This window comes from Pseudomonas sp. BN607, from assembly GCF_029871175.1.
In the GTDB taxonomy this organism is placed as follows: Bacteria; Pseudomonadota; Gammaproteobacteria; order Pseudomonadales; family Pseudomonadaceae; genus Aquipseudomonas.
The window spans coordinates 111920-125977 of the sequence record NZ_SSOE01000027.1 but is presented as its reverse complement, the minus strand read 5'-3'; the positions used below and the strand labels follow the sequence as shown (position 1 = coordinate 125977).

Below are 14058 nucleotides of genomic sequence, written 5' to 3'. Positions count from 1 at the left end.
GCGCAGGTTTCCTTTGCCTGACCTCCTTCAGCTGGTCGAGCTGGCGCGCAGCACCTTCTACTACCAGCTAAACGCTCAGCAGAAGCCAGACCGGCATGCTGAGCTCAAGGCATTGGTGCATCGCGTTTACCACGAGCAGAAAGGGCTTTATGGTTATCGCCGTATCGCACTCGTAATCAGGAAGGAAAAGCGGGTGAACAAGAAGGTGATTGAACGGCTGATGGCTGAGCAGGGATTGAAATCAGTAGTCCGCCCCAAGAAATACCGCTCCTATCGAGGTACCGTCGGTAAAGTGGCAGCGAATGTGCTGGAGCGAAATTTTGTCGCTCAACGCCCAAACCAGAAGTGGGTGACCGACGTAACCGAGTTCAAAGTAGCTCAACAGAAGCTTTATCTGTCGCCCGTGATGGATTTGTACAACGGCGAAATCGTGGCCTACGAAATGGCCAGCCGCCCGTGCTATAGCCTGGTTGGGAACATGCTTGGTAAAGCGCTCGATTGCCTGGGAGAGAAACCGAAGCTCGTGCTGCATTCGGATCAGGGATGGCATTACCAGCAAGCGCAATACCGCCGTAAGCTAAGCGAACGCGGGATAAAGCAGAGCATGTCTCGAAAAGGCAATTGCCTGGACAATGCGGCCATGGAAAGCTTCTTCGGCACGCTCAAATCTGAGTTTTTCTATCTGAAGCGTTTCGAGAGCATTGATGAGCTGAGAACGGGTCTGGATGAGTACATTCAGTACTACAACCATGATCGCATCAAGCTGAGGCTTAATGGCCTGAGCCCTGTGGAGTACAGGGCTCAGGCTGTAGCTTAGAACTGTCCAACTTTTTGGGGGCAGTCCACCATGTGGGAGCGGCCTGGTGTTGCGATAGGGCAGCAAGCAGCGCCGGCAATCACACTGGCACTGCGGACCTGTCAGACACACCAGCCTTTCTCATCAACCGCTTCATCCGCCACTCAAAGCCAAACGTCAGCGCCACCGCCGCACACGCCAGCCCCAGCGCCAAGCCCCACCAGATCCCGACCGCCCCACCACCCAGGTTGAAGGCGAACAGCCAGGCACTCGGCGCGCCCACCAGCCAGTAGCAGCAAAGCCCGATCAGGAAGGTGGTCTTGGCATCCTTCAGCCCGCGGATAGAGCCCATGGCAATGGTCTGCATGCCATCGAACAACTCGAACCACGCGGCTACCATCACCAATTGCACCGCCAGGTGATAGATGGCTGCAAAGCCTGGGTCATTCCGATCGATGAACAACCCCACCAGTGCATCGGGCAGCAGCAGGAACAGCGCTGCGAAAGCAAACATGATGGTCGCGCCAAAGCCAATGCCCACCCGCCCGGCGCTGCGCGCCGCCAGCAGGTTACCGGCGCCGTAGTACAGGCCTACGCGCATGGTCACTGCGTAAGACAGCCCGGTCGGCACCATGAACGCCGTGGACACGATCTGCAGGGCGATCTGGTGCGCCGCCAGTTCGGTGCTGCCCAGCACACCCATGCACAGCGCGGCGAAGGCGAACAGGCCCACTTCCACCATGTACGTGCCGCCAATCGGCAGGCCCAGCCGCCACAGTTCGCGCAGCGCTGGCAGCGACGGGCGCGACAGCCCCTTGCGCAGCGGATAGGCGGCGTAGGCCGGGTGCCAGCGGATGTACAAGGCCAGGGCGATGGCCATGCCCATCGACACCACTGCGGTGACCAGGCCGATGCCCATCAGCCCCAGCTTGGGCAGGCCGAACATGCCCTCGATCAGCGCCACGTTGAACAGGTAGTTGAGCACCGTGCCTACCAGGCTGATGACCATCACCGGGGTCGAGCGGCCCAGGGCGCTGGTGAAGCCGCGCAAGGCCATGAAGGTCAGGTAGCCCGGCAGGGCCAGCGGCAGCAGGGTCAGGAACTGCGCAGCCGAAGCCACGTTCTCGGGCTTTTGCCCGAACAGCAGCAGCACCGGTTCAAGGTTCCACAGCACCAGCGCGGCGAACAGTGCCAGGCCCCAAGCCAGCCACAGGCCGCTCTGTGCCAGGCGCGTGGCGCCTTCGATGTCGTTGGCGCCCTTGCGAATCGCGACCAGGGTGCCGACCGCGGCGATCACGCCCAGGCAAAAGATCGACACGAACGAATAACTTGCCGCCCCCAGGCCACCACCGGCCAGGGCTTGCGGGCTGATGCGAGCCATCATCAAGGTGTCGGTCAGTACCATCAGCATGTGCGCCAACTGCGAGGCGATCAGCGGCCCGGCCAGGCGCAGCAAAGCCTTGAGTTCTGTGGTGGGCGCAACGTGCATGAGGGCTGTCCTTCTTCCTGGGGTGATGACCGAAGGGCGATTCTGAGGCTTCGGTCAACTTTGCACAAAAGGATAAAAGCGATGGTTGCCATGATTTAAACTCATGCATGTATGCTCATTGGTGATTCAGCCCTCACGCCCATTTTGCAGGTGCCTCATGCCACGCCAGCTACCACCGTTGTATGCCCTGCGCGCATTCGAAGCTGCCGCACGGCTCAGCTCCTTCACCCGCGCTGGCGAAGAACTGTCGATTACCCAAAGTGCCGTAAGCCGGCATATCCGCACGCTTGAAGAGCATTTTGCCTGTCGCCTGTTCGTGCGCAGCGGGCGCAGCCTGCAACTGACCGAGGCGGGGCGAGTGTTGCTGCCGGGCGTGCGTGAAGGGTTTGCAGCGTTCGAGCGGGCCTGCGAAACCTTGTGTGGCGAAGATGACATCCTGCGCATGAAGGCACCTTCGACCCTGACCATGCGCTGGTTGCTGGCCTGCCTAAGCCGCTTTCGCCACCTGCAGCCGGGTAACGAGGTGCAGCTGACCAGCGCCTGGATGGACGTCGACCATGTGGACTTCAGCCAGGAACCGTTCGATTGTGCGGTGTTGCTCAGCGATGGGGTGTTCCCGCCGGACTGGGAGGTACGCAAGCTGTTCCCGGAGTTGTTGATCCCCGTCGGTGCCCCAGACCTGCTCGACCAAGAACCTTGGGACGTCTGCAGGCTCGCCGGCATCGAGCTGTTGCACCCCACGGTGGACAAACGCGACTGGCGTGAATGGCTGGAGCGCATGGGCCTCAGCGACAAGGTGTCGCTCAAGGGGGGGCAGGTATTCGACACCCTGGAGCTGGGCATGATTGCGGCAGCGCGTGGCTACGGGATTTCAATGGGCGACTTGCTGATGGTGGCTGAGGATGTGGCGCAGAATCGCCTGAGCCTGCCTTGGCCGACCGCAGTGCCCAGTGGCATGGATTACTACCTGGTGTGGCCGCGGACCCGGCGCGGGGGGGAGCGCTTGCGGCGGTTGAGCGCGTTTCTTGAGCAGGAGGTGGCGGCGATGGACTTGCCCGACGTGGAAATCCTGCCACCCGTCTGATCTTCTGCACAGGCCAAACTCCTGTAGGAGCAGCCGTGTGCATGCCCCGACCCTGCGCAGTGCCTGTGGGAAGGCCGGAACAGACGATGGAAAACGTTTGCGAATATCCCGGCCCGACACTCAAGTATTTGTCAGCGACGCCGATCCATTGGCACCAGCGTCCCGGAAGAGGGCGCGCTTCCCGTCTAAAAGAATGCGGGCGGTCAGCGTGATCAGGATGATCCCGGCCTCTTGCCAGGAGCTTCCCATGTCTCAACCGCGTGCCCGCATCGCCTCGCAACTCGGTGTCGCCCTCGCCATCGTGCTGGCGTTGGTGATATCCGGCAGTACCCTGTTCGCCCTGCGTTCGCTGGACGATGCCAACCTCGCCACGCGCCAGGCCCACCTGGCCAGTGAAGCGCGCCTGCTGGCCGACCAGCTCGACACGTTCCACAGCTCGCTGAAGGACAATACCCAGCGCCTGAGCGGCCTGTTCGAGAGCCGCTTCGCCTCGGGCCTGTCGCTGCATGCTGGCGAGACCGTGCAGGTCGCCGGGCAAGCCACGCCGGCCTTGTACCAAGGCGATCACCTGCTGAACAACGACTTTCAGCAGGTGGACGAATTCCAGCGGATGACCGCTGGCATTGCCACCTTGTTCGTGCGCAGTGGCGACGACTTCGTGCGCATCAGCACCAACTTGAAGAAGCAGGATGGCAGCCGCGCCATCGGTACCCAGCTCGATCGCCAGCACCCGGCCTACCCCAAGCTTCTGGCCGGGCAAATGTACGTTGGCCGCGCCGTGCTGTTCGAGCGCAATTACATGACCCGCTACGTGCCGGTGAGCGACAGCAATGGCCGCGTGATCGCCGTGTTGTTCGTCGGTTTCGATTACACCGACGCCCAGAACGCCCAGTTTGCCAACCTCAAGCGCTTCCGCATCGGCCAGACTGGTTCGCTGGCGTTGCAGGACGAAAAGGGCCAATGGCTGGTACCGCCCGCCAATGCCGAGCAGGCGCTGTACAGGGTCACAGCGCCCTTTGCCGAAGGCCCGTGGACGGTGGTGGCGAGCATGCCGATGGCGGAAATTCGCGAGGTGACCTGGAGCGTCGGCCTGCGCCTGGCCATTGGCAGCTTGCTGGCCATGCTGCTGGCTGTGGCGGCCACGCTGTGGTTACTGCGGCGTAAGTTACGCCCGCTGGACGACCTGGTGCGTCAGGCCGAAGCGCTTGGAGCTGGCGACCTGAACGCGCGGCTGAGCGTGACCAGCCATGACGAAATCGGCCAGCTGGCCCGTAGCTTCAACCAGATGGGTGAGGCGTTGTCGACCATGGTCGAGCATATCCGCAGCGCTTCCGAGCAAGTGAGCACCCGCGCCCGTTCGCTGTCCGGCTTGTCTGCTGGTGCTTGCGAGGGCATGGACCAGCAGTCCGGCGAAATCACCAGCATGGCCGGCGCGGTGGAGGAGTTCAGCGCCACTTCGATGAACATCGCCGACAACATGGCGGGCACCGAGCGTATGGCGCGCGATAACGCCCAGCAGACCCGCATCGGCCGCAGCGCCATGGATGAGGCATCGCGCTCGCTGAAGCAGATTGCCGAGGCCCTTGGTGGTACCGCCACGGTGATGGATAGCCTGGGGGCCCGTTCGCAAGAAATCGGCGGCATCATCAGCGTGATCACCGCAATTGCCGAGCAGACCAACTTGTTGGCGTTGAATGCGGCCATCGAGGCGGCCCGCGCCGGTGAGCAGGGGCGTGGCTTTGCGGTGGTGGCTGATGAGGTGCGTGGGTTGGCAGCACGAACCCGCCAGGCCACCGATGAGATCTCTGGGATGATCACCAGCATCCAGCAGCAGACCGGGCATGCCATCACCACGCTGGAGCAGGGTAACCAGCTGATGCAGGAAGGTCTGGAGCGTAACGACAAGGTGGCAGAGGCGCTGGCGCGTATCGACGAGCAAAGCCGCGTGGCGGGCGAGCAGTTTGCCGTGATCAGTACGGCGACCCAGGAGCAGAGCAGCACGGCGACCGTACTCAGCCGCAACTTGCAGAGCATTGCCCAGGCCAACGGCGAGCAACGTGAGGTGGCCAATGAGCTGGCGTTTACCGCACGGGAACTGGAAGGGTTGGCGGCGCAGTTGCGCCAGGAAGTGGACCGCTTCCGCTGAAACAGCCGCCTGCATGGTACCTGTAGGGGCAACGTTCGTGCTCAAGCGCTAAGGCTTGAGAAACCTTGGTGGAGGCGGGCACGCCCGCTCCCACAGGCGCCCCCGGCCCCTCTACAGGCTTACATCGAACCCAGGTTCAATGCTTGCGCGCAGGCCTGCAGCGAGCGCCGCTCGCTCTGTGCATACAGCGCCAGCTCATCCTGCACCTGCAGCCCCAACGCCGCTTCAAATGCATCGCGGTTGGCATTGCTGCCGTACTCGGCCTGCGCATCGTCACCCAGGTTGGACTGGAAGATCCCCGCCGCACTCACCGGCAAAAAGTCCTCGTACACCAGTGCCTCGAAGTGCACATGGCCCGCCTCGATCAAGCCCTCCAGGGTAGTCGGGCGGCCAGCCAGGTCCCGCGCAGCCAGGCCTTTCTCGGTGGCGAAGTAGCGGAAGTAGGCCAGGCCCTGCTCGCGCATCTGCGCCAGGTCATCCGGGAACTCGGCAAAACTTTCCTTCAGCAATGCCATGTAGCGCTCGGCGTTCGCTTCGGCCGGTGCACCACCGAGGGCCGCGCGGGTCGCATCGAGCAGCTTGTCGTAAAGCTGACGGCCTTTCGGCGTGAGTGCCGCACCCCGTTGCTCGATCTCGCCAAAGCGCGCGGTGTGGCTACCTTCGCTGCCCTGTTGGTCGCTGAAGGCGACCTTTTCCTGCAGGGCCTTGAAGCTGGTTTGGCGCAGCAGGATCGGGTGGCGGCGGGTGGGCGGGCCTTCGACCACAGCCTTTGGCGGGATGCCTTTGGCCGGCATGCCGACCTGAATCGCATCGATGTCCAGCGTGCGGGGGGTCAGGTGGTTGATGTGCGGGCCCTTGAAGGCCACCACGTCGGCAATCAGGCGGTGCTGGTCGTGCAACTGCTGGTACTGCTCGGCCGTGACGGTGGCGTCATGGTGCCAGCGGAATGTGTGCAGCGCTTCCTGCACGAACGCTTCGGCGTCTGCGGCGTTCAGGCCGCCGTCACGCTCGCACTGGGCGATCAGTTCAAGGGCGCGGGCGGTGAAGATCTGGCGCTTCGCCAGGATGCCCTGTGCCAGCTCACGCAGCTGCGGGTTGTCGATCAGCTCCAGGCGCAGCAGCGAGGTGAACACGCGGAACGGGCTGACGTGCAGTGACTGCTCGTGCACGGCGCGGAAGGCAGTGGAATGCACAGGCACGCCGGCAGAGCTGAGGTCGTAGTAGCCGACCGGCTGCATGCCCATTACCGCGAACAGGCGGGCGATGGTTGCCAGTTCCTCGGCGGTGCCAACGCGGATGGCGCCATGGCGCTCGTGGTCCAGGCGCTCGATTTCGCCAGTCCAGCGCAGGGACTGGGCGACCTCGGGCTGTTGGGCCATGACCTGCTGGTTGATTTCGCTCACCAGCTCCAGCAGCGTGCCGTACAGCGGCACTTCCTGTTTGTACATGAGCGACATGGCGGCAGAGAACTGCGCGCGAATGCTGTCGGGGCTGACGAAATCATGGGCGGGCATCGCTAGCTTCCTGGTTAGGTTTGGACGCTTACATGAAAGCTGGGAATGCACTTGGCTCACAAGCGAAAAAAAGTGAGCGTGTCATTCCTTTTTTGATCGACCTCAGAACCCTTCGGGGCTAGATCCTTCAAGCCTGGAGCTGTTCGTGAATCCACTCCACCAGCGCCCGCACCTTGGGTACCTCCGCCGCATGCTCAGCATACGCCAGGTAATGCGCCCCGGTGCTGCGCATCGCATGGTTCCACGGCACCACCAGGCTACCGTCCGCCAATTCCTTCGCGGCCAGATAACGCGGCACCAATGCCACCCCGCACCCCGCCTGCGCCGCACTCAACGCCATATAGAACGTATCGAAGCGCGGGCCGTGGTAGGCGCTGACGCTCTGCAGGTCCTGCTCCAGGAACCATTCATGCCAGGCCTCCGGCCGCGATGTACTTTGCAGCAGTACCAGCTCGGCCAGCTCCTCGGCACCCCCAAGCTCACGCCCGGCCAGCAGCTCCGGCGCGCACACCGGCACCACTTCTTCGCGGAACAGTTCCACGCAGGTAGCCCCCGGCCAGGTGCCCTGGCCATAGAAGAACACCACGTCAGCCGAGCCCTGCAGCAGGGCGAACGGTTCCATCTCGTTGCGGATATCCAGGTGGATATTGCTGTGCCGTTTGCCGAACCCCTTGAGGTGCGGGATCAACCAGCGCACGCCAAAACTCGGCTGAGTGGCTACCTTCAATATCTCGGTCTGCTCGCCGTAGGTGAGTACGTAGCGGCTGGACATGTCCACCTGGGTGAGGATTTTGTTGACCTCGGCCAGGTACAGGCTGCCGGCTGGGGTTAGCTGCAAGCGCCGGCGGATGCGCAGGAACAGGTGATGGCGCAGCATGTCTTCCAGCTGCGCCACTTGCTTGCTGACGGCGCTCTGGGTGAGGTGCAGTTCTTCGGCGGCACGGGTAAAGCTCAAATGGCGGGCTGCAGCTTCAAAGCACTGCAGGGCGGTCATGGAGGGCACCAGGCGTTTGGACATAGTGGTCTCTGCGGCTCAAATCATTACCTGGCGGAATGATATGCGGAATAAAGGTCGTTTGTTGTACTCATGTGATCGGATTAATACTGATCCACATCATTTTTCCACCCCATCACCGATGTAGGAGATGCACAAATGGTTGCTGGATTGCTCGAGCGCCTTGGCGTTGCCGCCGAGGCTTACACCCAGGGCGACTACCCTGTTCACACGCCGATCGACGGCAGCCAGATCGCCTCGGTGAAACTGCTCGGCAAAGCCGAGACCATCGCCCGCATCGATCAGGCCCAGAGCGCCTTCGAAGCCTGGCGCACTGTGCCAGCCCCACGCCGTGGCGAGCTGGTGCGCCTGTTTGGCGAAGTGCTGCGTGAGCACAAGGCCGACCTCGGCGAGCTGGTCTCGATCGAAGCCGGCAAGATCACCCAGGAAGGTCTGGGTGAAGTCCAGGAAATGATCGATATCTGCGACTTCGCCGTCGGCCTGTCGCGCCAGCTCTACGGCCTGACCATCGCTTCCGAGCGCCCGGGCCACCACATGCGTGAAACCTGGCACCCGCTGGGCGTGGTCGGTGTTATCAGCGCCTTCAACTTCCCGGTTGCCGTGTGGGCCTGGAACACAGCCCTGGCCCTGGTGGCCGGCAACTCGGTGGTATGGAAGCCGTCCGAGAAGACTCCGCTGACCGCCCTGGCCTGCCAGGCGCTGTTCGAAAAAGCCCTGAAAGCCTTCGGCGACGCTCCGGCTGGCCTGGCGCAACTGGTCATCGGCGGCCGTGAAGCCGGCGAAGCCATGGTCGACGACCCGCGCGTACCGCTGGTCAGCGCCACCGGCAGCACCCGCATGGGTCGCGAAGTCGGCCCGCGTGTGGCTGCCCGCTTCGGCCGCAGCATCCTCGAACTGGGCGGCAACAACGCCATGATTCTGGCCCCGAGCGCCGACCTCGACCTGGCCGTGCGCGGCATTCTGTTCTCTGCGGTAGGTACCGCCGGCCAGCGCTGCACCACCCTGCGCCGTCTGATCGTGCACCGTTCGATCAAGGACGAAGTGGTTGCCCGCGTCAAAGCCGCCTACGGCAAAGTACGCATCGGCGACCCACGCAAGGACAACCTGGTTGGCCCGCTGATCGACAAGCTGTCGTTCGACGCCATGCAGGGCGCGCTGGCCAAGGCCCGCGACGAAGGTGGCCAGGTGTTTGGTGGCGAGCGTCAGCTGGCCGATCAGTACCCGAACGCCTACTACGTATCGCCAGCCATTGCCGAAATGCCGGCGCAAAGCGACGTGGTACGCCACGAAACCTTCGCCCCGATCCTCTACGTACTGGCCTATGACGACTTCGAAGAGGCCCTGCGCCTGAACAACGAAGTGCCACAAGGCCTGTCGTCGTGCATCTTCACCACCGACATTCGTGAAGCCGAGCGCTTCCAGAGTGCTTCGGGGAGCGATTGCGGTATCGCCAACGTCAACATCGGCACCAGCGGCGCTGAGATCGGCGGTGCATTCGGTGGCGAGAAGGAAACCGGCGGTGGTCGTGAGTCGGGCTCGGATGCCTGGAAAGGCTACATGCGTCGCCAGACCAACACTGTGAACTACTCGCGTGAACTGCCGTTGGCGCAGGGTATCGTGTTCGACTGATGTATTGATGTTGCATGGCCGGGGGCCTGGCCCCCGGTTCGCGGGGCAAGCCCGCTCCCACAGGATCTCCGCTGGCCTTCAGGCCTGTGTGGTCCCTGTGGGAGCGGGCTTGTCCGGCGAATGGGCGGCAGCGCCGCTCCAACCGCTACAAGAACAACACTGCTGGAGCCGGCCATGTCCGAACTGCGTCAACAATGCTTGTGGGAACACGTCAGCAAACCGACCGTCGCCGCCCAGGCCCTGGCCGGTGAGCACAAGGCCGATGTCTGTGTGATCGGCGGCGGTATTACCGGCCTGTCGGCGGCCATCCACCTGCTCGAACAGGGCAAGTCAGTGATCCTGCTGGAGGCCTGGAAGATCGGCCACGGTGGCTCCGGGCGCAACGTCGGCCTGGTCAACGCCGGTACCTGGATCCGCCCCGACGACGTCGAGGCCACCCTTGGCCAGAAGCAGGGCAGCCGCCTGAACAAGGTGCTTGGCGAAGCCCCGGCTGAAGTGTTCGCCATGATCGAGCGGCTCGGCATCGACTGCCAGGCCCAGCACAAAGGCACGCTGCACATGGCGCACAACGCCACCGGCATCGCCGACCTCGAGGCCCGCCACGAACAATGGCGTCGCCGCGGTGCCGACGTGGAGCTGCTGACCGGCGCCCAATGCCAGGAATACTGCGGTACCAACAAGATTTCCGCCGCGCTGCTCGACCGCCGCGCCGGCACCATCAACCCGATGGGCTACACCCAGGGCCTGGCAGCTGCCGTGGCACGCCTGGGTGGCAAGCTGTTCCAGCAGTCCTCGGTCGAAGGCCTGGAGCGTGATGGCGACGCCTGGCGGGTGAAGACGGCACGTGGCTCGGTGCGCGCCGACAAGGTGGTGATTTCCACTGGTGCTTACACCGAAGGCGACTGGAGCAACCTGCAGAAGCAGTTCTTCCGCGGCTATTACTACCAGGTGGCGTCCAAACCGCTGCAGGGTGCGGCGGCCGACAAGGTGCTGCCACACGGGCAAGGTTCTTGGGACACCCGCACCGTGCTCAGCAGCATCCGCCGTGACGACCAGGGCCGCCTGCTGCTCGGCAGCCTGGGCCGAGTCGACAACAAACCGTCCTGGTTCGTGCGCAGCTGGGCTGACCGCATCCAGAGTCATTACTACCCGGAGCTGGGCAAGGTCGAGTGGGAAATGCACTGGACCGGCTGCATCGACTTCACCCCCGACCACCTGATGCGCCTGTTCGAGCCGGCGCCTGGGCTGGTGGCAGTGACCGGGTACAATGGGCGCGGCAATACCACCGGCACCGTGATTGGCCGGGCGTTTGCCGAGTTCCTGCTGAAGGGTGAGGCGGACAGCCTGCCGATTCCGTTTTCGCCGATGAGCGGCGTGAGCGCGCCTTCTCTACGGACGGCGTTCTATGAGTCCGGGTTCTCGCTGTACCACGCGGGGCAGTGCCTGAGGGTTGTGTTGTAAGTACTGGCCTCTTCGCGGGCACGCCCGCTCCCACAAGAACCCCATAGGTTTCAGCATCTGCGCGATCCCTGTGGGAGCGGGCATGCCCGCGAAGAGGCCGGCGCAGACTTACTTGTGCAGCCAGCTGAGGAAGCCGCCTTTCTTGATCAAGGTCGGCTTTTGCAGCAACAACGACTCCCGGCTCTGCCGCCGGAACCGCTGCAATTTGCTCAGCGCCGTCTGCACGTCGCCACGCTGCTGCAAACAGGTCTTCACCTGTTCCTTGTCGATCCGGTACAGCACGCAACTGGTCAGCGTACGGAACTCGGCAAACGAATTGTCTTCGTCGATGATCCCCTCGACCCCCAATACCTCCCCCGGTCCCATGCGCCCGGCTTCCAGCAGCTTCTCGCCATCGCGCACCGATGCCGACACCACACCGCTGCCAATCACCAACAAATGATCGGAATGCTCGCCCACGCCGAGGATCACCTGGTCCGCCAGGTACTCCACTGCGGTCATGCGCTGGCTCAACGCATCCCGTTCCTCATCGCTCAGCGAGCGGAACACCCGCACTTCGTCCAGGACCTCGCGCTGGCGGCTGCGCGCAGGCAGGGTCAAGTCGACGTTCCACATCACCCCGCTGGCCTCCAGGTGGCGGTGCGCCAGGTCGAACAGCTGGTTGCGCGTTTCGGTCTTGCGTGCAGCCTCGGCAATGAAGCCACTGGCTTCGTATTCCACAGACTCCAACGTGGACGTTTTCACCGATACCTTGGCCGCAGGTGAGGCGAGCAGGGCAGTTGTGCCCTGCAAGGCCTTTTCCAGCGCATCGAATACCTTCCTCGGGCGCACCTTGGCCGGTACCACGACGCTGATGGCCACGCCGTGGCGGTCGGCCGGTCGGCTGTGGTTGAGCAGCTTGGCCTTGGCCGCTACCGAGTTGGGAATGACCGCCAGGCTGCCGGTGCCGGTAATCATGCGCGTCGCCCGCCAGTCGATATCCACCACCTTGCCTTCAGTCCCGTCGATCGAGATCGAATCGCCAATCTGATAGGGCCGCGTGGTATTCAGCACGATGCCGCTGAACACATCTGCCAGGGTGCTTTGCAGGGCCAGGCCGATAACGATGGCCATCACCCCGGACGTGGCCAACAGGCCCTTCACCGGCAGTTGCAACACATAGCCTGCGGCCGCGACCACGGCGGCGAGGAAGATCAACGCGCCTAGCACATCCTGCAGCAAGCGCCCGCCATGGCTGCCACGGGCTACCAGCAGCAGGCCGAATACCACGGTTACCGTGCGCGCGCCGAACAGCCACCAGCCAATCGTCAGCACCGTGGCCATCAAATTGCGGGGAACATCGTCGGGCCAAGGAGGCGGTTGCAGCGGGCTCATGCCGGCGGCCACCAGCACCGAGCTGAACAGCAGGAAGATCACCAGGCGCGCGCTGATGCGCCAGGCATGGCGCTGGATGGGGATGACTTGCCAGAGCACAAGGTCGAGCAGGATGAGGGTAGTGCCGAGCAACAACGGGGACGACTGGATGAACGCCAGCATGGTGGTCTCGGGGGTGAGGGGAGGGCTGTGGGTAGTAATAGAGCAGGTTTGCCGGGCAGGCAATGCAAGCCTGTGCTGGCCCCTTCGCGGGCGTGCCCGCTCCCACAGGTAAAGCGCTGGTTTTGAATCTTGTGCGATCTCTGTGGGAGCGGTCGAGCCCGCGAAAAGGCCAGCAAAACCAACGCCAATCTATCGTTCCTAAAACAGAACGCTAAAGCCAAAAACCGCTATCTACCGCTCCAAAGGTGATGGTTTTAATCTTCTCCCATCAACGCGAAACACCCAACTTACTGAACATCAAAACCCTTAGGAGCTACCCCCATGAACAACTTCAAATACAACCGCCTGAACAAAGACGACGCCGCCGTACTGCTGGTTGACCACCAGGCGGGCCTGCTGTCCCTGGTCCGCGACATCGAGCCGGACGCCTTCAAGAACAACGTGTTGGCCCTGGCCGACCTGGCCAAGTTCTTCAACCTGCCGACCATTCTTACCACCAGCTTTGAACAAGGCCCCAACGGCCCGCTGGTACCCGAGCTGAAAGCACTGTTCCCGGACGCCCCGTACATCGCCCGCCCAGGCCAGATCAACGCTTGGGACAACGAAGACTTCGTCAAGGCAGTGAAGGCCACCGGCAAGAAGCAGCTGATCATTGCCGGCGTGGTAACCGAAGTGTGCGTAGCCTTCCCGGCGCTGGCCGCCCTGGAAGAAGAGTTCGACGTGTTCGTGGTGACCGATGCCTCCGGCACCTTCAATGCCATGACCCGCGACGCCGCCCATGACCGCATGAGCCGTGCCGGTGCGCAACTGATGACCTGGTTCGGCGTGGCCTGCGAGCTGCACCGCGACTGGCGCAACGACATCGAAGGCCTGGCCGCGCTGTGCTCCAACCACATCCCGGACTACCGCAACCTGATGACCAGCTACAACGCCTTCAACGCCAACAAATAAGCGCAAACGCCGCGGGCACCGCCAATCGGTGCCCGCCCAGGGCAGCACACCTATCCAATCCAGCGCCCGTCCGCCGTTGCACAGTGGATGCGGGCAAGCTCATCCCAAGGAACGCCGATGAACACCGCACTCCATGACAACCGCGAAGTGGTGACCGTATGCCTGCAACACAAGGTGCTTGATAGCTCGCCGGGCACCCCGGCAGCGCAACCGCCGCGCTGGAAGCAGGCGCTGCTGACCTACCTGGTGATCTGCCCGATGACCATGGTCGTCCCGCAACTGCTGGCGCCGCTGTTCGCACGCTTCCCGCAGCTGGGCGGCGTGATCACCGGCAACCTGATCGTCAACCTGTTCGTCATCCTGCCCGTGGTGTTCTACATCATGCCTTGGGTAACCCGCCGCTGCGCCAACTGGCTGCGCGGCTGAGCCGACGCCTA

General features: G+C 63.1%; 11 protein-coding genes. 7 read left to right on the top strand and 4 right to left on the bottom strand.

What is annotated here, in order from left to right; translation table 11 throughout:
• Positions 1-817, top strand: an 817-nt coding sequence (locus E8E68_RS06345; protein WP_280340259.1) for an IS3 family transposase, incomplete at its 5' end; no start/stop codon positions are given.
• 79 nt (positions 818-896) lie between these two features.
• On the opposite strand, the gene E8E68_RS06340 is transcribed toward E8E68_RS06345, so the two are convergent.
• Positions 897-2285: a NorM family multidrug efflux MATE transporter gene (locus tag E8E68_RS06340; protein WP_266028960.1), complete on the bottom strand. Its 1389-nt coding sequence runs from the start codon at positions 2283-2285 to the stop codon at positions 897-899.
• 157 nt (positions 2286-2442) lie between these two features.
• On the opposite strand from E8E68_RS06340, the gene E8E68_RS06335 reads away from it, so the two are divergent.
• Together E8E68_RS06335 and E8E68_RS06330 are read left to right on the top strand one after the other, a co-directional pair.
• On the top strand, positions 2443-3369 hold the full coding sequence (locus E8E68_RS06335; RefSeq protein ID WP_110743399.1) for a LysR substrate-binding domain-containing protein: 927 nt from the start codon (positions 2443-2445) through the stop codon (positions 3367-3369).
• A gap of 247 nt (positions 3370-3616) precedes the next feature.
• On the top strand, positions 3617-5515 hold the full coding sequence (locus E8E68_RS06330; RefSeq protein WP_280340256.1) for a methyl-accepting chemotaxis protein: 1899 nt from the start codon (positions 3617-3619) through the stop codon (positions 5513-5515).
• Positions 5516-5634: 119 nt separating this feature from the next.
• Here E8E68_RS06330 and E8E68_RS06325 read toward each other — a convergent pair whose 3' ends face one another.
• The gene (locus tag E8E68_RS06325; protein ID WP_280340254.1) at positions 5635-7029 is read right to left on the bottom strand and encodes a VOC family protein; all 1395 of its coding nucleotides are present in this window, start codon (positions 7027-7029) and stop codon (positions 5635-5637) included.
• A gap of 127 nt (positions 7030-7156) precedes the next feature.
• On the bottom strand, positions 7157-8047 hold the full coding sequence (locus E8E68_RS06320; RefSeq protein WP_110743396.1) for a LysR family transcriptional regulator: 891 nt from the start codon (positions 8045-8047) through the stop codon (positions 7157-7159).
• A 135-nt stretch (positions 8048-8182) separates the two neighbouring features.
• Between E8E68_RS06320 and E8E68_RS06315 the strand changes: the two genes are divergently transcribed.
• Both E8E68_RS06315 and E8E68_RS06310 read left to right on the top strand, forming a co-directional pair.
• On the top strand, positions 8183-9673 hold the full coding sequence (locus E8E68_RS06315; RefSeq protein WP_016712672.1) for an aldehyde dehydrogenase family protein: 1491 nt from the start codon (positions 8183-8185) through the stop codon (positions 9671-9673).
• A gap of 174 nt (positions 9674-9847) precedes the next feature.
• A complete protein-coding gene (locus tag E8E68_RS06310; protein WP_266028963.1) occupies positions 9848-11134 on the top strand; it encodes an FAD-binding oxidoreductase in 1287 nt (428 codons plus the stop codon).
• A 108-nt stretch (positions 11135-11242) separates the two neighbouring features.
• Here the strand turns inward: E8E68_RS06310 and E8E68_RS06305 are convergent, their stop codons facing one another.
• Positions 11243-12670: a mechanosensitive ion channel family protein gene (locus E8E68_RS06305; protein ID WP_280340252.1), complete on the bottom strand. Its 1428-nt coding sequence runs from the start codon at positions 12668-12670 to the stop codon at positions 11243-11245.
• Positions 12671-12991: 321 nt separating this feature from the next.
• On the opposite strand from E8E68_RS06305, the gene ycaC reads away from it, so the two are divergent.
• Both ycaC and E8E68_RS06295 read left to right on the top strand, forming a co-directional pair.
• Positions 12992-13621, top strand: a complete 630-nt coding sequence (ycaC, locus tag E8E68_RS06300) for an isochorismate family cysteine hydrolase YcaC (RefSeq protein WP_110743392.1) — start codon at positions 12992-12994, stop codon at positions 13619-13621.
• Positions 13622-13738: 117 nt separating this feature from the next.
• Positions 13739-14047 carry a hypothetical protein gene (locus tag E8E68_RS06295; protein WP_108191097.1) on the top strand — a complete coding sequence of 103 codons (309 nt, stop codon included), beginning with the start codon at positions 13739-13741 and terminating at the stop codon, positions 14045-14047.
• Positions 14048-14058 lie beyond the last annotated feature (11 nt).

What these genes read in the sequence shown, in the direction of transcription:
- E8E68_RS06340 (WP_266028960.1), bottom strand. Translation starts at nt 2,285, where the DNA reads ATGCACGTTGCGCCCACCACAGAACTCAAGGCTTTGCTGCGCCTGGCC.
- E8E68_RS06335 (WP_110743399.1), top strand. Translation starts at nt 2,443, where the DNA reads ATGCCACGCCAGCTACCACCGTTGTATGCCCTGCGCGCATTCGAAGCT.
- E8E68_RS06330 (WP_280340256.1), top strand. Translation starts at nt 3,617, where the DNA reads ATGTCTCAACCGCGTGCCCGCATCGCCTCGCAACTCGGTGTCGCCCTC.
- E8E68_RS06325 (WP_280340254.1), bottom strand. Translation starts at nt 7,029, where the DNA reads ATGCCCGCCCATGATTTCGTCAGCCCCGACAGCATTCGCGCGCAGTTC.
- E8E68_RS06320 (WP_110743396.1), bottom strand. Translation starts at nt 8,047, where the DNA reads ATGTCCAAACGCCTGGTGCCCTCCATGACCGCCCTGCAGTGCTTTGAA.
- E8E68_RS06315 (WP_016712672.1), top strand. Translation starts at nt 8,183, where the DNA reads ATGGTTGCTGGATTGCTCGAGCGCCTTGGCGTTGCCGCCGAGGCTTAC.
- E8E68_RS06310 (WP_266028963.1), top strand. Translation starts at nt 9,848, where the DNA reads ATGTCCGAACTGCGTCAACAATGCTTGTGGGAACACGTCAGCAAACCG.
- E8E68_RS06305 (WP_280340252.1), bottom strand. Translation starts at nt 12,670, where the DNA reads ATGCTGGCGTTCATCCAGTCGTCCCCGTTGTTGCTCGGCACTACCCTC.
- ycaC (WP_110743392.1), top strand. Translation starts at nt 12,992, where the DNA reads ATGAACAACTTCAAATACAACCGCCTGAACAAAGACGACGCCGCCGTA.
- E8E68_RS06295 (WP_108191097.1), top strand. Translation starts at nt 13,739, where the DNA reads ATGAACACCGCACTCCATGACAACCGCGAAGTGGTGACCGTATGCCTG.